The sequence below is a fragment of the Pseudomonas sp. PHC1 genome, assembly GCF_046487845.1.
Taxonomy (GTDB): Bacteria; Pseudomonadota; Gammaproteobacteria; order Pseudomonadales; family Pseudomonadaceae; genus Aquipseudomonas; species Aquipseudomonas sputi.
Map to the genome: position 1 here is coordinate 97,036 of NZ_JBJXHJ010000012.1, position 22,739 is coordinate 119,774.

General features: G+C 60.9%; 19 protein-coding genes and 2 riboswitches. Of the genes, 5 read left to right on the forward strand and 14 right to left on the reverse strand.

Annotated features, from left to right (window positions below):
* Window positions 1-34 precede the first annotated feature (34 nt).
* The gene (locus ACKJSM_RS16905; RefSeq protein ID WP_236179021.1) at window positions 35-529 is read right to left on the reverse strand and encodes a DUF934 domain-containing protein; all 495 of its coding nucleotides are present in this window, start codon (window positions 527-529) and stop codon (window positions 35-37) included.
* Window positions 513-2,171, reverse strand: a complete 1,659-nt coding sequence (locus ACKJSM_RS16910; RefSeq protein ID WP_236179022.1) for a nitrite/sulfite reductase — start codon at window positions 2,169-2,171, stop codon at window positions 513-515. Before ACKJSM_RS16910 ends, ACKJSM_RS16905 begins: the two co-directional genes overlap by 17 nt.
* 526 nt (window positions 2,172-2,697) lie before the next feature.
* On the opposite strand from ACKJSM_RS16910, the gene ACKJSM_RS16915 reads away from it, so the two are divergent.
* Window positions 2,698-3,771 carry an ABC transporter substrate-binding protein gene (locus tag ACKJSM_RS16915; protein WP_410238335.1) on the forward strand — a complete coding sequence of 358 codons (1,074 nt, stop codon included), beginning with the start codon at window positions 2,698-2,700 and terminating at the stop codon, window positions 3,769-3,771.
* 5 nt (window positions 3,772-3,776) lie between these two features.
* Here ACKJSM_RS16915 and ACKJSM_RS16920 read toward each other — a convergent pair whose 3' ends face one another.
* Both ACKJSM_RS16920 and metH read right to left on the reverse strand, forming a co-directional pair.
* On the reverse strand, window positions 3,777-3,995 hold the full coding sequence (locus ACKJSM_RS16920) for a DUF2970 domain-containing protein (RefSeq protein ID WP_007959515.1): 219 nt from the start codon (window positions 3,993-3,995) through the stop codon (window positions 3,777-3,779).
* Between the two features lie 100 nt (window positions 3,996-4,095).
* On the reverse strand, window positions 4,096-7,806 hold the full coding sequence (gene metH, locus ACKJSM_RS16925; protein ID WP_236179024.1) for a methionine synthase: 3,711 nt from the start codon (window positions 7,804-7,806) through the stop codon (window positions 4,096-4,098).
* Between the two features lie 158 nt (window positions 7,807-7,964).
* Here metH and ACKJSM_RS16930 point away from each other — a divergent pair, with 158 nt between their 5' ends.
* The 3 genes from ACKJSM_RS16930 to nfuA all read left to right on the forward strand — a co-directional run bounded on the left by ACKJSM_RS16930 (window position 7,965) and on the right by nfuA (window position 12,021).
* Window positions 7,965-10,247, forward strand: coding sequence for a fatty acid cis/trans isomerase (locus ACKJSM_RS16930; RefSeq protein WP_410238336.1), 2,283 nt, complete (start codon window positions 7,965-7,967; stop codon window positions 10,245-10,247).
* Between the two features lie 96 nt (window positions 10,248-10,343).
* Window positions 10,344-11,345: an acyltransferase family protein gene (locus ACKJSM_RS16935; RefSeq protein WP_410238337.1), complete on the forward strand. Its 1,002-nt coding sequence runs from the start codon at window positions 10,344-10,346 to the stop codon at window positions 11,343-11,345.
* A 91-nt stretch (window positions 11,346-11,436) separates the two neighbouring features.
* Window positions 11,437-12,021, forward strand: coding sequence for a Fe-S biogenesis protein NfuA (gene nfuA / locus ACKJSM_RS16940; protein WP_410238338.1), 585 nt, complete (start codon window positions 11,437-11,439; stop codon window positions 12,019-12,021).
* 86 nt (window positions 12,022-12,107) lie between these two features.
* Here the strand turns inward: nfuA and cobM are convergent, their stop codons facing one another.
* From cobM to ACKJSM_RS16990, 10 genes are all read right to left on the reverse strand, one after another.
* Window positions 12,108-12,854, reverse strand: a complete 747-nt coding sequence (gene cobM / locus ACKJSM_RS16945; RefSeq protein WP_410238339.1) for a precorrin-4 C(11)-methyltransferase — start codon at window positions 12,852-12,854, stop codon at window positions 12,108-12,110.
* A 91-nt stretch (window positions 12,855-12,945) separates the two neighbouring features.
* Window positions 12,946-13,359 carry a cobalamin biosynthesis protein gene (locus ACKJSM_RS16950; protein WP_236179028.1) on the reverse strand — a complete coding sequence of 138 codons (414 nt, stop codon included), beginning with the start codon at window positions 13,357-13,359 and terminating at the stop codon, window positions 12,946-12,948.
* Window positions 13,356-14,057 (reverse strand): CbtA family protein, encoded by a 702-nt coding sequence (locus ACKJSM_RS16955; RefSeq protein WP_236179029.1) that lies wholly within the window; start codon window positions 14,055-14,057, stop codon window positions 13,356-13,358. The genes ACKJSM_RS16950 and ACKJSM_RS16955 overlap by 4 nt, the downstream gene beginning before the upstream one ends.
* A gap of 11 nt (window positions 14,058-14,068) precedes the next feature.
* Window positions 14,069-14,266, reverse strand: a complete 198-nt coding sequence (locus ACKJSM_RS16960; protein WP_007959524.1) for a CbtB domain-containing protein — start codon at window positions 14,264-14,266, stop codon at window positions 14,069-14,071.
* Between the two features lie 121 nt (window positions 14,267-14,387).
* A riboswitch (cobalamin riboswitch) is annotated at window positions 14,388-14,610 on the reverse strand.
* A gap of 34 nt (window positions 14,611-14,644) precedes the next feature.
* A complete protein-coding gene (locus tag ACKJSM_RS16965; RefSeq protein ID WP_410238340.1) occupies window positions 14,645-14,971 on the reverse strand; it encodes a hypothetical protein in 327 nt (108 codons plus the stop codon).
* On the reverse strand, window positions 14,958-15,656 hold the full coding sequence (locus tag ACKJSM_RS16970; RefSeq protein ID WP_236179031.1) for an AzlC family ABC transporter permease: 699 nt from the start codon (window positions 15,654-15,656) through the stop codon (window positions 14,958-14,960). The genes ACKJSM_RS16965 and ACKJSM_RS16970 overlap by 14 nt, the downstream gene beginning before the upstream one ends.
* Window positions 15,646-16,563 (reverse strand): sugar phosphate isomerase/epimerase family protein, encoded by a 918-nt coding sequence (locus ACKJSM_RS16975; RefSeq protein ID WP_236179032.1) that lies wholly within the window; start codon window positions 16,561-16,563, stop codon window positions 15,646-15,648. Before ACKJSM_RS16975 ends, ACKJSM_RS16970 begins: the two co-directional genes overlap by 11 nt.
* Window positions 16,560-18,980 carry an acetyl-CoA carboxylase biotin carboxylase subunit family protein gene (locus ACKJSM_RS16980; protein WP_410238341.1) on the reverse strand — a complete coding sequence of 807 codons (2,421 nt, stop codon included), beginning with the start codon at window positions 18,978-18,980 and terminating at the stop codon, window positions 16,560-16,562. The genes ACKJSM_RS16975 and ACKJSM_RS16980 overlap by 4 nt, the downstream gene beginning before the upstream one ends.
* Entirely contained in the window at window positions 18,977-20,257 is a 1,281-nt protein-coding gene (locus tag ACKJSM_RS16985; protein ID WP_410238342.1) for a hypothetical protein, read from the reverse strand. The genes ACKJSM_RS16980 and ACKJSM_RS16985 overlap by 4 nt, the downstream gene beginning before the upstream one ends.
* Window positions 20,257-21,009, reverse strand: coding sequence for a 2OG-Fe dioxygenase family protein (locus ACKJSM_RS16990; protein WP_410238343.1), 753 nt, complete (start codon window positions 21,007-21,009; stop codon window positions 20,257-20,259). The genes ACKJSM_RS16985 and ACKJSM_RS16990 overlap by 1 nt, the downstream gene beginning before the upstream one ends.
* A gap of 346 nt (window positions 21,010-21,355) precedes the next feature.
* Window positions 21,356-21,566: riboswitch (cobalamin riboswitch) on the forward strand.
* A 98-nt stretch (window positions 21,567-21,664) separates the two neighbouring features.
* Between ACKJSM_RS16990 and cobW the strand changes: the two genes are divergently transcribed.
* Window positions 21,665-22,738 carry a cobalamin biosynthesis protein CobW gene (gene cobW / locus ACKJSM_RS16995; RefSeq protein ID WP_339487663.1) on the forward strand — a complete coding sequence of 358 codons (1,074 nt, stop codon included), beginning with the start codon at window positions 21,665-21,667 and terminating at the stop codon, window positions 22,736-22,738.
* The last annotated feature ends 1 nt before the right edge of the window (window position 22,739 follow it).

The window sequence follows — 22,739 nt, forward strand, 5'->3', positions numbered from 1 at the left end:
GCCGGCCCCTTCGACAAGGGGCCGGGGCAGGCGGTCAGCGGCGACGGAACAGCGGCAGCGGTTCGTCAGTGGCGGCCTGATAGGTCACCGAGAAGTCCTTGAGGCTTTCCAGCGCAGCGTACGGGTCTTTGTCCGCGCGCAAGGCAAAGGCATCGAAACCGCAACGACGCATATAGAACAACTGGTCACGCAGTACATCGCCGATCGCTCGCAGTTCGCCTTTGAAACCGTAACGGTCACGCAGCAGGCGGGCGTTGGAGTAATTGCGGCCGTCGGTGAACGCCGGGAAGTTCAGGGCAATTACCTGGAACTCATTGACGTCGTCACCGATTTCCTCGGCTTCTTCGTCGGCATCCAGCCATACACCCAAACCGCCATCGCGGGCCTTGAGCATGCGGGCGTGTTCACGCCACAGCTGCAGGGGGACGATCAGGTCGTCGCAGTTGCTGATTTCGTCGATATTGAAATCCTTGGGCAGCAGGTGCCAGGTTTCGTCGACAACCTCGTTGTTCTTAATGATTCGCTGCATAGACGCGTTCCTTGAAGAGGTCGATGCCAATACGCTGGTAGGTGTCGATGAAACGCTCGTCTTCGGTGCGTTGTTCCACGTACACGTCGATCAGCTTGGAGATCACATCCGGCATGTCTTCCTGGGCGAAAGAAGGGCCGAGGATCTTGCCCAGGCTGGCGTCACGGCTGGCGCTGCCGCCGAGCGAGACCTGGTAGAACTCTTCACCTTTCTTGTCCACACCCAGAATGCCGATGTGGCCGACGTGGTGGTGACCGCAGGCGTTCATGCAACCGGAGATGTTCAGGTCCAGTTCACCGATGTCGAACAGGTAGTCCAGGTCGTCGAAACGGCGCTGGATCGATTCGGCGATCGGGATCGACTTGGCGTTGGCCAGGGAGCAGAAATCACCGCCAGGGCAGCAGATGATGTCGGTCAGCAGGCCGATGTTCGGCGTCGCAAAACCTTGCTCGCGCAACTCGCCCCACAGGGTGAACAACTGGCTCTGCTCGACGTCGGCCAGAATGATGTTCTGCTCGTGGGAGGTGCGCAATTGACCGAAGCTGTAGCGGTCGGCCAGGTCGGCGACGGCGTCGAGCTGCTTGTCGGTGATGTCGCCCGGTGCAACGCCGGTCGGCTTCAGGGACAGGGTCACGGCCACGTAGCCCGGTATCTTGTGCGCCAGGGTGTTGCGGGTGCGCCAGCGGGCGAAACCCGGATGCTCTTTGTCGAGGGCGGCCAGTTCGGCGGTCTGGTTTTCCAGCGCCTTGTAGTCCGGGTCGACGAAGTGCTTGGCGACGCGATGGACTTCGGCTTCGGTCAGGGTGGTCTGGCCGCCGCGCAGGTGTTCCATTTCGGCATCGACTTTCTGGGCAAAGACTTCGGGAGTCAGCGCCTTGACGAGGATCTTGATCCGCGCCTTGTATTTGTTGTCACGGCGACCGTAGCGGTTGTAGACCCGCAGGATCGCGTCGAGGTAGCTCAGCAGGTCCTGCCATGGCAGGAATTCGTTGATGAAGGCGCCAACCACCGGGGTACGTCCCAGACCGCCGCCGACCAGCACGCGGAAGCCGAGTTCGCCAGCGGCGTTGTGCACCGGCTCAAGGCCGATGTCGTGGACTTCGATGGCCGCACGGTCGGAGGTCGAGCCGTTGACAGCGATCTTGAATTTGCGCGGCAGGTAGGCGAATTCCGGGTGGAAGGTTGTCCACTGACGAACGATTTCGCACCACGGACGCGGGTCGATCAGCTCATCGAACGCAACACCGGCGAACTGGTCGGTGGTGACGTTGCGCAGGCAGTTGCCGCTGGTCTGGATCGCGTGCATCTGCACGGTGGCCAGTTCGGCGAGGATGTCCGGGATGTCTTCGACCGCCGGCCAGTTGAACTGCACGTTCTGGCGGGTACTGATGTGGGCGTAGCCCTTGTCATAGTCGCGGGCGATCTTGGCCATCATGCGCACCTGACGCGAGGTCAGTTGGCCGTAAGGCACCGCCACTCGCAACATCGGCGCGAAACGCTGGATGTACAGGCCATTTTGCAGGCGCAGGGGGCGGAATTCTTCTTCGCTCAGCTCACCTGCCAGATAGCGTCGGGTCTGATCACGGAACTGCTTGACGCGGTCCTCGATGATCCGCTGATCGTACTCGTCGTATACGTACATATAAGTCCTGTTCTCAGGCTTTGGGCTACTCGGAAAACGCTGCGTTTTCGCTTGCTGGAGTCCGATGGTGCCTCGGCAATTACGCGCGCACGGCCGCGCACTCCCTAGTGGAGCCGGGGCAATATACCCGTTTGCAGTTATGCGCAAAAGTGATGTTTGAGTATATGTAAAGAACCAAATCGCCTAACGAGAATGACTGTCAGCTAACCCACATTTGTCGTGCGGACAATCATCGTCTTAACTGTGGTCGAGTCTTTCTGCAATCACCGATAAAACCGACAAGAGGCGATGCAATGAGCAACCCAACCAAAGCAAGGAAAAGCGATAGCAGCGTCGATGCCTGGGCGATTCTGTTCCTGATCATTCTGGTCGTTGGAACGGCGGTGTTCTGGGTCAGCCATCAGTAAAACGACTCTTCCGGGCCCCGCTTGCGACGATTGTCGGACAAAAGGCGGGATCAAGCGCCAATGGCCAGGTGATCAGTGGCTATAATGCGCGGCCATTTTTCCTTGGGCCCGGATGATTCATGTTCAAGTTTTTCCACCTCAGCCTGCTCCTGTGCGGCGCGGTTTTCGGTACCTGCGCGCGTGCGGAGTCGGTGCTGTTCCTGAACCCGGGCTCGACCCAGGAAACGTTCTGGCTCAGCTACTCGCAGTTCATGCAGGCCGCCGCCCGGGATCTGGGCGTGGACCTGCGCATCCTCTACGCCCAGCGCCAGCCCGAACTGACCCTGGCGCAGGCGCGACTGGCCCTGCAGGGGCCAGATCGCCCGGATTATCTGGTGTTCGTCAACGAGCAGTACGTGGCGCCGCAGATCCTGCGCATGGCCAATGGCAGCGGCGTGAAGCTCTTTATCGTCAACTCGGCACTCACGCCCAACCAGGAGGCGCTGATGGCAGATCGCGCCGATCGCATCGGCAGCCTGGTGCCCAACGATGAAGAGGGCGGCTATCTGATGATGAAGGAATTGATTCGTTTGCATCCAGCCGTGGCGCCCGGTGAAAGCATTGATCTGCTGGCCTTCTCCGGTCTGAAAATCACGCCTTCGGCGCAGTTGCGCGAAAAGGGCATGCTGCGAGCGCTGGCCGAGCACCCTCAGGTGCGTTTGCGACAACTGGTCTACGGTGGCTGGACGCAGCAACGGGCCTACGAGCAGGCCAGGCAATTGCTGGCCCGCTATCCCAACGTTTCGTTGGTGTGGGCGGCCAACGATGAAATGGCCTTCGGTGCGATGCGCGCCGTTTCGGAAGTCGGGAAGGTGCCGGGCAAGGACGTGCTGTTCAGCGCGGTCAACACCTCGTCTGAAGCTTTGCAGGCGGTAGTCGACGGGCGCCTGAGCGCGTTGCTCGGCGGCCATTTCACTCTGGGCGGCTGGGCGCTTGTCGAGCTGCATGATCACGCGCAAGGCGTCGATCTGGATCAGTATGGCGGTCGTGACCGGCAGATTCCGTTGTTGCAACTGATCGACAGGGACCATGCCCGCCGAATCCTTGCCATGGGCGCTTCGCCGAACTACGGCGTGCACTTTCGCAAGTTCTCGGCGAAGGGGCGTCCGGTCTCGTACCGCTACCCGTTCAACCTGCAGACCCTGATGCACTGACGCCGTCAGACGCCCGCCAGGTGCACCACCAGTTGCACGATGCCGAACAGCGTCAGGGCGAACACCGCCGTGAACGCGATGCCCAGAAAGATGAAGTGGCTGGGCTTGCCGTGGGTGAAGTCCCTTGCCCGGTTCTTGCCGCTCTGCACCCCGAACGCCGCCGCCATGACGCTGTGCAGCATCTGCCAGAAGGTCGGTGGCTTGTTGTCGACTGGGTCGTCCATAAATCCCTCGTCTGCCGTGTGTGTCAGACAAGCATAGTCAACCCATAAAAAAAGATCGCAGGCTGCGGGGCAGGCTGCGATCTTTAGCTCGTGCTTTTGCTTAGTTGTCGTAACCCAGGTTCGGCGCCAGCCAGCGTTCGGTCAGGCTCAGTTCCTGGCCTTTGCGCGAGGTGTAGCTCTGCACCTGATCCTTGTCGACCTTGCCCACGGCGAAGTACTGCGCCTGCGGATGGGCGAAGTACCAGCCGCTGACCGCTGCCGCCGGGAACATCGCGTAGTGCTCGGTGAGGAACACGCCACTGCGGCCGGCACGCATTTCCCGGGCTTCAGGGTCGAGCAGGGCGAACAGCGTGGCCTTCTCGGTGTGATCCGGGCACGCCGGGTAGCCCGGGGCCGGGCGGATGCCGGAGTATTGCTCTTTGATCAGCGCTTCGTTGTCGAGGGCTTCATCCTTGGCGTAACCCCAGTGCTCTTTACGCACCTGCTGGTGCAGCCACTCGGCGCAGGCCTCGGCCAGACGGTCGGCCAGTGCTTTGACCATGATCGAGTTGTAGTCGTCGCCCGCGTCCTGATAAGCCTTGGCCACTTCTTCGGCGCCGATCCCGGCGGTGGTGATGAAACCACCAACGTAATCGGTCACTTCGCTGTCCTTCGGCGCGACGAAGTCGGCGAGCGAGAAGTTCGGCTTGCCGTCGGTCTTGATGATCTGCTGACGCAGGTGATGCAGGCGGGCCATTGGCTTGCCGTCATCGCCGTACAACTCGATATCGTCGTCGTGCACCTGATTGGCCGGCCAGAAGCCGAACACCGCACGAGCGCTGATCAGCTTCTCGTCGATCAGTTTGGCCAGCATCTCGCGGGCGTCCTTGTACAGCGAGGTCGCTGCCTCACCGACCACTTCGTCTTCGAGGATGCGCGGGAACTTGCCGGCCAGGTCCCAGGAGATGAAGAACGGCGTCCAGTCGATGTATTCGGCCAGGACGTTGAGGTCGATATTGTCCAGCACGCGGGTGCCGGTGAAGGTTGGTTTGACCGGGGTGTAAGAGGCCCAGTCGAACTGCGGCTTCTTGGCGATCGCGGCGGCGTAGCTCAGGCGTTCGGTGCGGGCGCTGCGGTTGGCGGTGCGCTCGCGGACGTCGATGTACTCTTCGCGGGTCTTCTGGACGAACCCGGCCTTCAGTTCCTTGGACAGCAACTGCGTCGCCACGCCCACGGCGCGGGAAGCGTCGGTCACGTAGACCACCGCGTCGTTGCTGTATTTGGGCTCGATCTTCACCGCCGTGTGCGCCTTGGAGGTGGTCGCGCCGCCGATCATCAGCGGCAGGTGGAAGTCCTGGCGTTGCATCTCGCGGGCCACGTGGACCATTTCATCCAGCGACGGGGTGATCAGGCCGGACAGGCCGATGATGTCGCACTTCTGTTCCTTGGCCACCTGCAGGATCTTCTCGGCCGGCACCATCACGCCAAGGTCGACGATGTCATAGCCGTTGCAACCGAGCACCACGCCGACGATGTTTTTGCCGATGTCGTGCACGTCGCCTTTCACCGTGGCCATGAGGATCTTGCCCTTGGCTTCCGGCTTGTCGCCTTTTTCCAGTTCGATGAACGGAATCAGGTGGGCCACGGCCTGCTTCATCACGCGGGCGGATTTCACCACTTGCGGCAGGAACATTTTGCCGGCGCCGAACAGGTCACCGACGATGTTCATGCCGGACATCAGCGGGCCTTCGATCACTTCGATCGGGCGCGCGAAGGACTGACGGGATTCTTCGGTGTCTTCGACGATGTGGGTGGTGATGCCCTTGACCAGCGCATGCTCCAGACGCTTGTTGACGTCCCAGCCGCGCCATTCTTCGGTCTCGGCTTCCTTGACGCTGCCGTCGCCCTTGTACTTGTCGGCGATGGCGAGGAGGGCGTCGGTGCCTTCCGGGGTGCGGTTGAGGATCACGTCTTCGACGGCGTCACGCAGTTCCTGCGGGATCTGGTCGTAGATCTCCAGCTGACCGGCGTTGACGATACCCATGGTCAGGCCGGCGCGGATCGCGTACAGCAGGAACACCGAGTGAATCGCCTCACGCACCGGGTTGTTGCCGCGGAACGAGAACGACACGTTGGACACGCCGCCGGAGCTCAGGGCATACGGCAGTTCGTCACGGATGTAGGCACAGGCGTTGATGAAGTCCACAGCGTAGTTGTTGTGTTCTTCGATGCCGGTGGCCACGGCGAAGATGTTCGGGTCGAAGATGATGTCTTCCGGCGGGAAGCCGACTTCGTTGACCAGAATGTCGTAGGAGCGTTTGCAGATTTCTTTCTTGCGCGCTTCAGTGTCCGCCTGGCCGGCTTCGTCGAACGCCATCACTACAACTGCCGCGCCGTAGCGCTTGCACAGTTTGGCGTGGTGGATGAACTGCTCGACGCCTTCTTTCATGCTGATCGAGTTGACGATGCCCTTGCCCTGAATGCACTTGAGGCCGGCTTCGATCACGTCCCATTTCGAGGAGTCGATCATGATCGGTACGCGGGAAATGTCCGGCTCGCCGGCAATCAGATTGAGGAAGGTCACCATGGCCTTCTTCGAATCGAGCATCCCTTCGTCCATGTTGATGTCGATCACCTGGGCGCCGGCTTCGACCTGCTGCAGGGCGACTTCCAGGGCTTCGGTGTAGTTGTCTTCACGGATCAGACGGGCGAATTTCGCGGAACCGGTGATGTTGGTCCGCTCGCCGACGTTGACGAACAGCGAGCTGCGATCAATGGTGAACGGCTCCAGACCCGACAGGCGGCAAGCCTTGGGAATGTCCGGAATCTGCCGTGGCGCGTAACCGGCGACGGCTTTGGCGATGGCTTCGATGTGGCCCGGCGTGGTGCCGCAGCAACCGCCGACGATGTTGAGGAAACCGCTCTGGGCGAATTCTTCGATGACCTTGGCGGTGTCCACCGGCAGTTCGTCGTACTCGCCGAATTCGTTCGGCAGGCCGGCATTCGGGTGTGCCGAAACGTGGGTGCTGGCCTTGTCCGACAGCTCTTCCAGGTACGGACGCAGTTCGCGGGCACCGAGTGCGCAGTTCAGGCCGACCGAAATCGGCTTGGCGTGGGCCACGGAGTTCCAGAACGCTTCAGTGGTCTGGCCCGACAAGGTGCGGCCGGAGGCGTCGGTGATGGTGCCGGAAATCATGATCGGCAACTCGAAGCCCAGTTCTTCGAACACGCCTTGCACGGCGAAGATCGCGGCTTTGGCGTTGAGGGTGTCGAAGATGGTTTCGATCAGGATCAGGTCGGCGCCGCCTTCGATCAGGCCTTTGGAGGCCTCGGTGTAGTTTTCCACCAGTTCATCGAAGGTGACGTTGCGATAGCCCGGGTTGTTGACGTCCGGCGACAACGAGCAGGTGCGGCTGGTCGGGCCCAGTACGCCGGCGACGAAACGCGGCTTGTCCGGGGTCTCGAGGGTTTTCGCGTCGGCAACCTTGCGCGCCAGACGGGCGCCTTCTACGTTGATTTCGTAGACCAGTGCTTCCATGCCGTAGTCGGCCATGGAAATCTGCGTGGCGTTGAAGGTGTTGGTCTCGAGGATGTCGGCACCGGCATCCAGGTAGGCTTTCTCGATGCCGCCGATCACGTCCGGGCGGGTCAGCACTAACAGGTCGTTGTTGCCCTTGACGTCGCTCGGCCAGTCGGCGAAGCGTTTGCCGCGATAATCCTGCTCTTCGAGCTTGTAGCTCTGGATCATCGTGCCCATGCCGCCGTCGAGTATCAGGATGCGCTCTTTGAGAGCTTGCTTGAGAGCTTGAAGGCGGACGCTGCGATCGGACATTGGGGCTACTCGAAAAAGACCATGACGAAGGGCCGGGATCATAACAAACCTGTGCGGTTTTAGAGCATGTGGCACTTTTGCATGAATATCGCTCATGTTGGTACGGGCGTCATAACGGTAGAATCGCGGCGTTTTTCTTCAGGATCAGGGTCAGGGACATGTCGTACCGCGTCATCAGCATTTTTTTGCTGTTCTTAAGCTGGGGCGCCGCTGCGCAGCAACCCGCGATTTCTTATACCCGTGATATTCAACCGATCTTCACCGAGAAGTGCGTGGCCTGCCATGCGTGTTACGACTCTGCCTGTCAGCTCAATCTGGGCAGCGGTGAAGGCGCAGCGCGGGGCGCGAGCAAGATGCCGGTCTACGATGGCGAGCGCACCCAGGCGGCGCCGACCACGCGACTGTTCTATGACGCCTTCGGCAAACGTGCCTGGCAGCAGAAAGACTTCTATTCGGTGCTTGACGCGCAGGGCAGTCAGGCGGCGCTGATGGCGCGCATGCTGGAGCTGGGGCACAAAACGCCACTGACACCTAACGCCAAGCTGCCGGAAGACATCGTGCTGGGCCTCAACCGCGAGAACCTGTGCGCGATGCCCGCCGAATTCGACGGCTATGCCGGCGCCCATCCGAAAGAGGGCATGCCGCTGGCGGTGACCGGGCTGACCGATCAGCAATATCAGACGCTGCAGCGCTGGCTGGCATCCGGCGCGCCTATCGACGAACAAGGCCTGGCGCCAAGCGCCAAGGAGGCGATGCAGATCGTCCAGTGGGAAAACCTGCTCAACCAGCCTGGCGCGCGGGAAAGTCTGGTCGGGCGCTGGTTGTTCGAACACTGGTTTTTGGCGCACATCTATTTCAAGGACGGCGAGCCGGGGCATTACTTCCAGTGGGTGCGTTCGCGCACGCCGACCGGTCAGCCGATCGATCTGATCGCCACGCGTCGTCCGAACGACGATCCGGGCACTCAGGTGTATTACCGCCTGTGGCCGGTGCAGGGCGTGATCGTGCACAAGACCCACATCACCTATCCGCTGAGCGCGGCGAAAATGGCGCGGGTCAAGAGCCTGTTCTATAACGGTAACTGGCAGGTCAACGCCTTGCCGGGCTACGGGCCGCAGAGCCGGGCCAACCCGTTCGCGACCTTCGAAGCGATCCCGGCACAGGCGCGTTATCAGTTCATGCTCGATAACGCCGAATACTTCGTACGCACGTTCATTCGTGGCCCGGTGTGCCGTGGGCAGATCGCGACTGATGTGATCCGCGACAACTTCTGGGCGTTGTTCCAGGCCCCCGAACACGACCTGTACATCACCGACCCTAACTATCGCGGCCAGGCCACGCCGTTGCTGGCCATGCCGGGGCAGAACGACGACGTCGGCAGCGTCCTTAGCCTGTGGCACAACTACCGCAACAAGCGCAACCAATACGAGGCGCTGCGCCGTGACAGCTACGCCGACCTGCCGGCGCCGAGCTGGTCGACCCTGTGGGCCGGCAACGACAACGCCTTGCTCAGCATCTTCCGTCACTTCGACAGTGCTTCGGTGACCAAAGGCCTGATCGGCGAGGTGCCGCAGACGATGTGGCTGTTTGACTATCCGCTGCTGGAGCGCACCTATTACCAGTTGGCGGTGAATTTCGATGTGTTCGGCAACGTCTCCCATCAGGCGCAAACACGCTTGTATTTCGACCTGATCCGCAACGGTGCCGAACAGAATTTCCTGCGCCTGATGCCTGCCGATTCCCGTGAAGGCTACCTCGACGATTGGTACCAGAGCAGCGGCCAGTTCAAGATGTGGCTCGATTACGAAGCCATCGACGATGACAAGCCGAGCGCACTGAAACTCGACGAGAAAGACCCGAAACGGGATTTCGCGCTGCAGTTGCTGGCGCGTTACGGTGAGCTCAACGCGCGCCCGGATCCGATCAACCGCTGCGAAGACGCCTATTGCTCGCGCCCGAACATCGACCCGGCGCTGCAAAACGCCGAACAGGCGCTGAGCCGCCTGACTTCGCGCCCGGCGGCGGGCCTGAAAGTGATCGATCAATTGCCGGAAGCCACCATGCTTCGGGTCGAAACCCGCAGCGGTAAACGCGAGGTCTACAGCCTGCTGCGCAACCGCGCCCACAGCAACGTGGCGTTCCTGCTCGGTGAATCCCTGCGCTATCAACCGGGGCTGGACACGCTGACGATCTATCCGGGCGTACTCAGCAGCTACCCGAATTTCATGTTCAACATCCCGGCGGATCAGGTGCCGGCATTTGTCGATGCCATGGAAGGCGCAAAGGACGCGGCGCAGTTCGAGAAAATCGTCGAACGCTGGGGTATTCGTCGCAGCCATCCGCAGTTCTGGTTCTATTTCCACGACTTGAGTCAGTACATCCACGAAACCGATCCGGTGGAAGAGGGCGTGCTGGATATGAACCGGTACGAGAATCTTTGATCTTTCGAGATCGGCCTGCTGTCCGAACCCTTAGGGGCACCGTAATCCGTTGTGGGAACGGTGGTGCTCCCTAAATGCTGGACGGGAGCGCCATCGATGTTGATTTCAGTGCAGGCCCTGCGAGCGCTCGCTGCGTGGGCGGTGGTCTGCCATCACTTCATGCAGATTTTCTTCGACTTCGAAGCGCGGGGGCCGATAGGGCAGCTGTTCATCGACAGGGGCGCCGTGGGCGTCGATATCTTTTTCGTGATCAGCGGGCTGGTGATTTTCCTGTCCACCGAAGGCAAGGCGCTGCCGCCGGCGCGGTTTCTGCTGTATCGACTGTGTCGGATCGTTCCGGCGTATTGGCTCTATACCGTGCTGATGGCGTTGCTGGTGGTGTTCGCCCGGCCGCTGCTGCCAGACCAGGCGGTGGACTGGGGGCATCTGCTCCTGTCGTTGCTGTTTATTCCGACCGAGAACCCCGGTGGTTACGGGATCTATCCGACCCTGAATGTCGGCTGGACCCTGAATTACGAAATGCTGTTCTACGTGTTATTCGCCTGGGCGCTGTTGTTCCGGCTGCAGGTGCGCTTGCTGGTGGTCGCGGCGCTGCTGTTTGCGGTGTGTCAGGCCTGGACCGGATTTGGCTGGGTCAGCGAGTTTTATCGCTCGGACATCGTTTATGAGTTCCTGCTGGGGATCGGTATCGGCATGCTCTATCGCCGCGGCTGGATTGGACCGGCGCTCTGGCTGCCATTGCTGGGAATCGCTGCGGCGCTAATGGCGATCTATCACCTGGCGCCGCAGCCCCGGTTGCTGAATTGGGGCGTGCCCAGTGCGGTGCTGGTCATGGCCAGCATGGCGCTGGAGCGCTACGTCGAGCGCAACAGGCTGCTCAAGCTGCTGGGCGACTGTTCGTACTCGGTGTATCTGATGCACGTGCTGGTGTTGTCGGCGGGTGGTTATCTGGCCCGCCGTTATGGGATCAACCCGTATTTGATGTTTGTTATCTGTGTGCTGGCCATTGGTATCGGTTCGTGGCTGAGCTACGAATGGGTCGAAAAACGCAGTTATCAGTGGCTTAAGGCACGGATTGACGGCGAACCTGGCGCTTAGCCGATTTGCGAACTATTCCTACGTAAATACTAGGACTTTGTGCCGCGCGCCGATTGGCGTAAACTCCGCCCCAAGCCTGCGAGGAGTCTCCATGACCGCTATTACCATTACCGACGCCGCCCACGATTACCTGGCCGATCTGCTCTCCAAGCAGAACACCCCGGGCATCGGCATCCGCGTTTTCATCACCCAGCCTGGCACCCAGTACGCCGAAACCTGCATCGCCTACTGCAAGCCGGGCGAAGAGAAACCTGAAGACACGGCGCTGGGGCTGAAAAGCTTCACCGTTCATATCGACTCGTTCAGCGAGGCGTTTCTCGAAGATGCCGTCGTCGACTACGCCACCGACCGCATGGGCGGCCAGTTGACCATCAAGGCGCCGAACGCCAAAGTCCCGATGGTCAACGCCGACAGCCCGATCAACGAGCGCATCAACTATTACCTGCAAACCGAAATCAACCCGGGGCTGGCCAGCCACGGCGGTCAGGTCAGCCTGATCGATGTGGTTGAAGACGGCATTGCCGTGCTGCAGTTCGGCGGCGGTTGCCAGGGCTGCGGCCAGGCGGACGTGACGTTGAAGGAAGGCATCGAGCGCACCTTGCTTGAGCGTATTCCGGAGCTCAAGGGCGTTCGCGACGTGACCGACCACACACAGAAAGAAAACGCCTACTACTAAGGTGTTCGCTGCGGCATGAAAAACGGCGCCCCGTGAGCGCCGTTTTTTGTGCGTGAAATTCAATGACGCCTTCGCGGGCAAGCCCGTCATGGGCGGTAAAGGTGCGCATGCCCCGCGCGATACAGCGACGACTCACTGAAATGATCGCTGCCCAATACCCGGCCAACCAGAATCAACGCCGTACGCCGAAACCCCTTCGCCGCCACCTTCTCGGCAATATCCTCCAGCGTCCCGACCGCCCAGTCCTGATCCGGCCACGTCGCCCGGTGAATCACCGCGATCGGGCAATCTGCGCCGTAATGCGGCAGCAGCTCGGCGAGGATCTTCTCCAGATGATTGACCCCCAGATGAATCGCCATGGTCGCCCCATGCTGCGCCAGACTGCCCAGTTCCTCGCCGGCAGGCATCGCGGTCTTGTCCGCATAACGGGTCAGAATCACGCTCTGCGAGATGTCCGGCAGCGTCAGTTCAGCGCCCAACAGCGCGGCGCACGCGGCGGTGGCGGTCACGCCGGGAATGATCTCGAGCGGGATATCCAGCTCGCGCAGATAACGAATCTGCTCGCCAATGGCGCCGTACAGGCTTGGATCGCCGGAATGCACCCGCGCCACATCCTGGCCCTTGGCGTGGGCGGTCTTGATCAGGTCGATGATCTGTTCCAGGTGCAGCTCGGCGCTGTTGACCACGGTTTCAGCGCAATGACCTTCCAGCACTGCCGTCGGCACCAGCGAACCTGCGTAGATGATCACCGGGCAACTGCGGATCAGCCGCTGGCCTTTGACAGTGATCAATTCCGGGTCGCCGGGGCCGGCGCCGATGAAGTAAACGGTCATCGTTGGATCCTGTAGAAAAGGGGCAGGGCGGTGCTTCACCGACTCTTCAGATGAAGAATGCTCATGATCGAAAGCGCGAATTATCGGGAATTTACGCCGCGCCGGCCAATGCCAGAGTTGCCTGGGCGTATTTTTGCCGGGATATCAGCAGTTTTGCCGGGCCGCTGATCAACTGTTCGGCGAGCGCCAGCGCGGCACTTTCCGCCACGCCGTAGCAGCCGGTGCGTTCGAAGGCGATCTGTGAGTGGTGACTCAAGCGTTGCTGATAACTGGCCAGTTCTTCACTGCTGAAATACAGCAACGGCAGTGCCAGTTGGGCGGCGAGTTCCTGCAAACCGGGTTCATCGCGTTTGAGGTCGATGCTGGCCAGCGCCTTGATCTTTTCAAGATCAATCCGGTGCGCCTGCAACGCCTGGTCAAGCAATGCGCGCAGCGTGCTGGCGGGGCAGCCGCGCTGGCAGCCCAGGCCGACCACGAAAGTCGGCACTGCGCTGTCATCGGTCATGCGGGGTACTGACCTTCGCTTTTGCGGCGGAACAACCAGGCGCTGATCAGACCCAGGGCCAGCCAGAACGCGACGTTGGTCAGCTGCGAAGCGATTTTGAACTGAGCTTCAAGGGCCTCCGGAGCGAGCATCGAATGCACTTGCGGTTGCGGCGCGCCGATCACGTGCGGCACGGCAAGGATTGCCACGCCGAGGATCTTCATCAGCCAGTGGCGGCTGAATGCGATCAAGGCCAGGCCGACAGCGGTGGAGGCGGCAGTGCCGATCCACCACATTTGACGCGAGGCCAGATCCGCGGCGGCAGTCCCCGGCAGCTCAGGCGGCAGGCCCATCGTCGGCGCGAGCACGAAGGTTGCGTAACCGGCCAAGCCCCAGAGCAGGCCTTGTGACGTTTTGGTCGGTGCACGCAGGGTGTACAGGCCGGCCAGCATCAGGGCAAAACCCACGGCAACCACCAGATTGCCGCCAGTGGTGGACACCACGCGCTGCCAGCCGTCTTCCGGCTCCCAGGCCTCGGCATCGTGAGTGTGGGCGGCGGTGCCGGCGGCGTGTTCGTGAGCTTCGGCAACCGGTTCGGCCTTTTCGTAGGTTTCTGCCTGAAGAATCAGCGGCGATACCCAGAAGCTTTGCAGCAATGTCAGAAGCAGGGCGGCCAGAAGGCCCGTGAAACCTGCGGTCTGCGCAATACGCTTGATCATGTCGTCAGGTCTCAGTGGCACGGGAACGCGGCGCTGTGGCGGGTATCGTGAGCGGCGTTGTGTACCGCTTCGATGTGCGAAAAACCGGCGAAATACACCAGGCAGGCGCCCAGGATCGACGCGCAGACGGCGGCGGTCAGGCGTTGGCTCAGGGTGGTGGTGCTGGAGATCTTGTCCGAATTGCTGCCGGTGCTGCTGATGATCGACATGGCGCTTCCCTCTGGAGTGTCAGCGGGTGAATAGAGCGCATGAAAGCCCCTGCGGCCGGGCACACAGAGGTTCGAACAGCGCCCGCCCACCGCGGGTTTGTTATGTTCAGTGGCGCAAGGATGCGCACTGTGTGTTGCGGGCCGGTCTCCGGGCTCACGAGGGGTTGGCGTCAGGCCAACCTGCAAGCGTCACCTTCCCATGCCCGTGGGCACAGTGGATCTGACGCTTCGCTCGCTTACCGTTGCGGGGGCAGCACCGGACTGACATGGCTTGAGAGTAAAGCACATGATTCACCGGTTTCCCGTTTCACCCTGTGAAGGGCACCCGTAACAAGTTGTGTAGGAGACCATGGGCGGGGGATTCGCGTCAATCGACGGCTAAAGCGTCGCGAGTGCCACGTACACCGCCAAGGCGATCAGAAACGCATAGTAGGACTTGATTGGCGTCAGGCTCAGCAGCCAGGCCAGCGTGACCGGCACGACCCACTGCATGGCGGCTGCGTGCTGCTTGGTCAGCGGATGGAGTGACCCGGCCAGCAGGCTGACCAGCATCGCCACCGACGTGTACTTGCCGAGGCGACCGATGAAGCTGCGGGCACCGCCGGACAGCCGCTCGACATCGACCGCCAGCGGCAGCAGCCGGCAAATCGCGGACACCAGCGCGCAGATCAGCACATACAGCCAGAAAGTACTAGGTTCGGTCATAGGCATAACTCGTCAGGACTGTGACCGCCAGGACCAGCAGCAGGCTCACTTCGCCCAGCGACAGCAAGCTGACGGCGGTGGCCAGGCCGGCGATCCATTGCGCGTGGAAGCTGTGACGCTCGCGGGCCATCTTGCCAAGCGAGGCGCTGATGAAGACGGCGATCACCACGCTGACGTGATCCATCACGGCGTTGTCGGCCAGGCTCGCAAAGCAATAGCCGGCGATGGTGCCGAGCAGGGCGGCGGCGTACAGCAAAAAACACACGGTGTTGGCGTACGCACGACTGATCGGTTGCTGTTCCTTGCGGATCGACATTAGCGTGAATGCAGCATTGGCCATCACCGCCAGCGCCGGAACGAACGCCTTGATCGGCCCTTCAAGGCTGGATTTGAGGCTCAGCGTGAAAACCAGAAAGCGCAGGTTGATGCTCAGTGCAGAGACCAGCACACCAAAGGCGTTCAGCAGATGCGCGGGCGTTTCCAGCAGCGTCAGTTGCAACGGCGAGGCCATCACCGTACCGCTGAACACCACCATGGCCGGCAAGTCCAGGCCATGGCGACGCCCGAGCATGCCGATCAGGGTGAAGGTCAGCAACAGCGAGAACACGAACGGCAGCGCATCGCGAATGCCGGTCGCTATCTCGTTGTGCGACGCCGGTTTTGCCAGTGCGGAATCAACCGGCATGGGTGCGTTGCCGCGTGCCGGCGAGCAGTTCCTCGACCCCCTCCTTGTAGGCCAGGGCCTTCTCCAGGTAGTACTCGGTGGAGAAACGCGGAATGAACTCTTCCACCACCGCGACCCCGCGATAGCCGTTGACCGCGAAGCGATTGAGCACATCGCTCAGGCGCAGGTTGCCTTCGCCGATCGGCAGATGTTGGTGGTGCGTATCGTTGAGATCGGCAATGTGCAGGTGCCGAGTGATCGGCGCCAGACCGGCGATGGCTTCGAACAGGCTTTCGCCATACGGCAGCAGCGAACACAGGTGCGTCACGTCGATGGTCACGAAGCATCCGGTTTCCTGGTGGAAGCGCAGGTGTTCCTCGACCGTGAATACCGGGAACTTCGGCCGCTGTCCGCCCATGTTTTCCAGGCACAGGGCAATGCCATCGGTGTTGCAGCGTGTGCTGACCTGATTGATCGCGTTGATCAGGTTGTCCAGCAACTCGCCATTTTCCAGCTGATCCTTGTAGCCGGGGTGAAAGGTGACGCTGGTGGCACCCGCCTCACGGGAAAAATCCACGGCGGCGCTCAGGCAGTCGACGGCTTGGGCGCGTTCGGCCAGATCCGGGGAGCACAGGTTGTACTGGCGTCCCCACCAGCCGGCATGCACGGTCAGGGTGATGCCATTCTGCTCAGTGAAACGGCGGATCTGCCGGGCCAGATTGACACGTTCCTCGGCGCTGAGTGACCAGAAGACCTGTTCGGCGTCTTCGCCGATTTCGAACTCCACGGCCTTGAAATGTCGGGCCAGATCGGTGATCGAGCCGAGGATGTCCGCCGGGTTGTCGTAGACATTGGTGGAGAAGGAGATCAGCGGAAAATCCGGACTGATCGGGCCATCGATACGGTACAGCGTTTCATTCGTGGTCATTGCGCCTGTCCTTGGGTAGTGAACCGTGGGTGGGAAATCGCAGCGTTGAAGGCTGCCTGGTCGTCCGCATCGCGACAGCCCAGCAGCACGTAGCCGTGACGATCTGCAGAGCGGCGGATGGGCCGGCCGAACTTGTCATGGTTGAGGATCGCGCGCAGCGCAAACGGCTGTTGCAGCAGATGCGTCTGCAGCGGTTTCGGGTCGGTGGCGTGGTCCGCTTCAACGTAGCGAATCGCCATTTTCACGTAGGGCTTCTCGATTTCCGGCGGTGCAGAGCCAGTCATTGCGGCGATGGTACTGGCCGCCAGATGCACGCCGGTGGTTTTCCAGACCATTTCCCAGATCTGGTCGCCGCCGAAGCGAGTCTGGGTCTCGATGAAGTGCAGGCGTGAACCGTCGAGCTTGATCTCGGTGTGAGCCGGGCCCCAGCGGTTGCCCATGCGTTCGAGCAGCCACAGCACGGCTTCTTCGATCTGCACGCGGCTGTCATCTTCGAGCCCGGCGGGAAAGTCGTGGCCGGTTTCGACATACCCCGGCGCACCGCTGGTATGTTTGCGGGTGATGCCGAGAATTCGGTGCCGGCCATCCAGGCTCAAGGATTCGACACTGTATTCCTCGCCGCTGGCGAAGGCCTCGATCAGATTGCGGCCCTCAAGTGGCAGTTGCGCGACATCCTCTGGCCGGTCGATGGCGTAGACGCCCTGGCTGCCGGAGCCGTTGACGGGTTTGACAATGGCCGGGCCGTGACGGAGCACGAAGGCACGAACCTCTTCGCGACTGTTGACGGCGGCGGCCGGCAATTCGTAGCGGCTGCCCTGCAACAACTGGCGAAACAGCAGCTTGTCGCGGCTGACTTCGACGCTGCCCAGGCTGTTGTGGGCGATGCCCAGTTGTTCGCCCAGCCGGGACGCCGGCAACAGGCCCAGTTCCGAAAACGAAACCACGGCATCGAACGGGTGCTGGCGGTGCAGTCGCTCGATGGTTTCGCTGTAAGTGTCCAGTTCTGCGATGTCCGGCGTCAGTACCGGCGTTGCATGCTTGCGCTGATAGTCAGACAAGTCACCCGGCTGTTGGACGAGGGTAAAGCGAAACTGCCGTTGTGTATCCCAGTCCATTCCCGAATCGCGACCGCCGATGAGCAAAATGTGTCGGATCCCCGTCGCGCCGGGGACTTCGCCGTAGACATCGATGTCGGCGACGGCCAGCAAGGATTCGCGCAGGCTGGCGGTATCGGGTTGCTTGAACTCGAGGTACAGGTAGTTCTGGAAACCGTTGCTCACCGGTCCGATGGCATCGCCCGGGTTGACGTAGGCGTACCGACGCTGGAATCCCGGCAGGCGCTCGATGCGCTCGGCGTGGTGCAGCCCGTCATAGAACCGGTCGGTGCGGGCGAACGGTGTGGCGATGCCGAACGCAACGGGGGCTCGGCCGGGCAGAGGCTGCATTTCAGCGGACAGTGTCCGGTGGTAGCAGACATCCAGGTGCAACCCCCAGGCGTGGCGAATCACGTGAATCCGGCTGCCGCCGGGGCGCGCGCCGACTTCGAGGATCTTCGGCCCGCTGGCGGTGAGAATGAACTCGACATGGGCGAACGTGCCTCTGAGTCCCAGTGCCTTGACGGCGTCATGGGCCAGTCGGTGGCAGCGTTCTTTCAGGTCGGCATCGGGTTCCAGCAGCGATGGCGTGTAGCGGGCGAAATGGTGGAAGTCACCCCGCCCGATATCGACACCGGCAATCACGTCGACAATCGGAAAACTGCGGATCGAGCCATCCGCAGCGATTGCGCAGTCGATGGAGTGGTTGGAGCCCTGGAGGAACTCTTCCAGCAACAACTGCTCGGTTTCGCGGCTTTTTCCGGCCACATAACGCTGCAGCGCCGGCCATTCGTGGCGGGCATAGTCGAGCAGATCGTGGTGAGTGTGGATGCAGAGAACGAACAGGCTGCTGTAGAGGTTCGCGGGTTTCAGAATGAACGGGTAGGGCAGTTCACCGGAGTGTGCCAGCAGGTCGTCGATTCGTACTTCGCGGGACATCACGTGCAGGTCAGGGTTGTCCGACTGCTGGAAGTGTTGGCGCTGCAACACCTTGTCCAGAGTGTTTTCCACGTTGCGGTGCAAGTGAGCCAGTGCTGGCAGCGCCGCGCACAGGCGGGCTGTGACAGCAACATAGCCTTCGCGGAAATTCAGCACGCTGGTGAACCCGTGTTCATCGAGCAGGCGTTGCGTCAATCCGATCAGATCCGCCGTCAGTCCTCTGGAGAAATCGTACTGTGCCACTGGCGAGATTCTTGTCGCGTCAGCGATCTTGCTGGTTTTACGGCTGTCGGCGATCAACAGCGGAGTAATGCCCTCGGCAATCAGGCCTTCGTATTCACCTTCGCGGATGTTGCCGATGATCAGGCAGGCGCTCGCTTTCATCGGCAAACCTCCGGGTCGAAGCTGTAATGGATTCGGTTCAGGCGCTGGCAAATGTGCGACAGACGGATCCGGTCCACGCCGTTCGCACCGCCGCTCAAGACATTGCGGATAATGTGCGCCAAGGCATCCAGGTCCTCGCTGCTGATCCCCAGGCGAGTGATTTCCTGAAGGCCGAAGCGCAGGCAATCGCGGCCATGAACTTGTTTGTTGTTGACCCGGATGCCCAGTTCATTGAGTTCTTGCGCCGCTTGCCGCGCCAGGGGCCCTTCAAGCAAGAGCAGGTGCGTGTCGGTGGGGTGTAGCGTCCAGCCCGGCAAGCCTTTCAGGGCATCGTGCAGTTGGCGGGTGTTGGCGCACATGCGCTGGGCATAGGCCTGTCCGTAGTGCCGGGTTTCCACCAGGCTGACGAACAATTGCAGCAGGCCGGGCAGGTTGGGCGAAGAGACCAGGCCGCTGCTGAGCGTCTGTTCGATCCGCCAGGCCAGGTCGGCGCTTCGGCAGACGATCAGTGCCCGGTGCGGACCCGCCAGGGATTTGTGGGTATTGCCTTGAAGAATGTCCGCGCCTTCGTCAAGCGGGTTGGGAAAGGCCTGTCCGGCGATCAGGCCCAGGGTGTGCGATGCATCGTAAATAATCAGTGTCCGCTCCAGACCACGGCCGTTCAGCAACGTACGCAATGGCTCGATAGCGATTGCCCGAGTGGTCAGGCCGTGATCGAGCAGCACGGCTGCCGGTGGTGTACCGAGTGCCTGAAGTGTCTGATCGACAGCTTCGAGATCGATTTGTCCGTCCGCCGTCAGCGTGAAAAATGCGCTGCGCCTGCCGATTTTCTGCACCAGCGGCCCGGTCGCAAAATGCCCGCCGCTTTCCGGCGCCAGCGACAGAATGGCATCGCCCGGCTCGGTCAGCGCGGTCAGCACGCTCAGCGTACAGTGCACGCCGGACAGCACCCGATACTCGACGAATGGAGCGTTGAACATCGCCTGCACAGCCTGGGTCGCCAGCGTCTTCAAGGCTTCGACTTCCGGGAAGTGTTCAACGTGCATGCCATTGAATTGGGCGGCATAACGTTGACCGTCGATGGCTTGTGCGTTGAATAAATAACGCTCGTAAAAACGGTTCTGTCCGAGCGTGCGCGCGGTCTCGGACAATATGTTTTCGTTGGCGGTCAACGACAAGGTTGAAACTCGTCGAGCACAGGCCTGTTGGAACTGTTCAATAATAAAGTCATGTGTGCCGGGTGGGTTGGCTGAAAGTGCATGCGTCAAAGAGTTCATTAGTAGTCCGCCAGGTCGAAATCGATTATCAACATGTCGCGGCTGCCGCGATTCGAATTAATGCTTGATGTTTGCAGTGGGGAAACTTCGTGCAGAAGTATTCGGTCATTCAATACGGCTGTTTCCATGTAATCCGTCAAAGTTGCTTTGAATACACAGTTGCCACTTTCATTGAATATCCGACTTTCACCGCCGCTGACGCACTGGCGTTGAATCAGATGTTGAAAGACAAAATCGTGTCCGTCGCGATGGCGGCCCTCGGGTGTGGCGTGACCGGCATTACGCCGATCGCAGAGGATACGGAACTGGTGACAGGTCACCAGCCAGTCGCGCGGGCCGATCGTCAGATCCATCAGCGCCAGGTCGGCGGCGAGCACGGTTTGCAGGACCGGAGACTCGATAAACGTTGACTCGCTGCGGCTGTAGGTGCGCTGGACGCCACCCAGCAGCGGGTTGTGGGCCTGGGCTTGAAAGAAATGGCAGTCTTGCAGCGGCGTCCACTGGCGCTCCCGTTGGCGGTATTCGAACTTGCAGATGCGCCGCTGGCGAATGCCGTTCTCCGCGCTCAGGTAGGCATCGGGGTGCAAATGCTCCCACGTCGCGTTGAACGCCTGACACACATCGTGCCCCAACAACCCGACCTGGACCGCCGGATATTGGTAACTGTGCGCGTAGTGGCAATGACGCAGTAGTTGCGACAGTTCCTGCAGTACGGTTCCATCAGATTGCCGCAATGCATTGTCGGCGCTCATGTTGCAGGCACGTAAGTCAGATGGGCAGGAATAGAGAGCGTTGAATGCTGATAGTAATCAGGCATGCAAGAATTCCTTTCTTGTAGAGTGCAGCGTCCTTTGAATCTTCATGTTTCATATCTTGTTTTAATTTATCAATTTGGTTTTTGTAAAGATATGTAATTGGAGAGTTCGAGCGCTCTATTCCGAGGTCGAGCGTCGTGATGGGCAGTTTGGTGGTTAGATGATATGTAAGAGATTGCCTACAACTAATTTTTTAATTGAGAACTGTTTTCGATCAATATATTAAAGAACGATGTCCATATAACGACATTGCTGCAGACGTTGACCCGCCTTGCGCGCATGCGTAGCCTTGCGCTTTCGAGGTTCTTCGGCCCACGCCGAAGCTAAGAAGGGAACGCGGTCCAAGCCGCGGCTGCCCCCGCAACTGTGAACGGTGCTGTTCGCTGCCACGCCACTGCCAACTCCATCCAGAGCCAGCGGGAAGGCGCAGCGAATACCGGGCCAAGGCCCGAACATCGTCAGCCAGGAGACCTGCCTCGTCACAGATTCTCACTTTCAACCGGGCGGGGTGATCCGGTGGCGAACTCTCCAGGCACGCACCCGCGTTGCCGGTCTCGTCCCGTATGCCCGCCACCTTGCCAAAGGGCATCCGATGAAAACACTGGCCAAACTCCCCGTCACCATCGTCACCGGCTTCCTCGGCTCGGGCAAAACCACCTTGCTGCGGCACATGCTCGACAACGCCCAGGGCCGCCGCATCGCGGTGATCGTCAACGAGTTCGGCGAGCTGGGCATCGACGGTGAAATCCTCAAGCAGTGCACCATCGGCTGCACCGAAGAAGAAGCCACCGGCCGCGTCTACGAACTGGCCAACGGTTGTCTGTGCTGCACGGTTCAGGAAGAGTTCTTCCCGGTGATGCGCGAACTGGTGGCCCGTCGCGGCGACCTTGACCACATCCTGATCGAAACCTCGGGCCTGGCCCTGCCAAAACCTTTGGTGCAAGCCTTCCAGTGGCCGGAAATCCGCAACGCCTGCACCGTTGACGCGGTGATCACCGTAGTCGACAGCCCGGCCGTGGCCGCTGGCACCTTCGCTGCGTTCCCGGATCAGGTCGACGCCCAGCGCAAACTCGATCCGAACCTGGACCACGAATCGCCGCTGCACGAACTGTTCGCCGACCAATTGGCCAGCGCCGATCTTGTGATTCTCAACAAGGCCGACCAGACCAGCGCGGAAGACCTCGCTCGCGTGCGTCTGGAAGTCGCTGAAGAGCTGCCGCCAGCGGTAAAAATCGTCGAAGCCAGCAACGGTCGCCTGCCGTTGGACGTGTTGATTGGGCTGGGTGCCGGTTCCGAAGAACACATCGACAGCCGTCACAGCCATCACGATCACCACCACGGTGAAGGCGATGACGATCACGATGACCACGATCACGACGCCTTTGATTCGATCTCCATCGAACTGCCGCAAGCCGATGAGAGCCTGCTGCTCGACGCACTGACGCAACTGGTCGTTCAGCACGGCATCCTGCGGGTCAAAGGTTTCGCGGCGATCCCGAACAAGCCGATGCGGCTGCTGATTCAGGGCGTGGGCACGCGTTTTGACAAGCACTTCGACCGTCAGTGGGGCGCTGATGAGGCGCGGGTGACGCGTCTGGTGCTGATCGGTCAGGCACTGGACGCCGCGCAGCTCGAAGCGCAACTGCGCGCCGCGCTCAGCGTTTAAG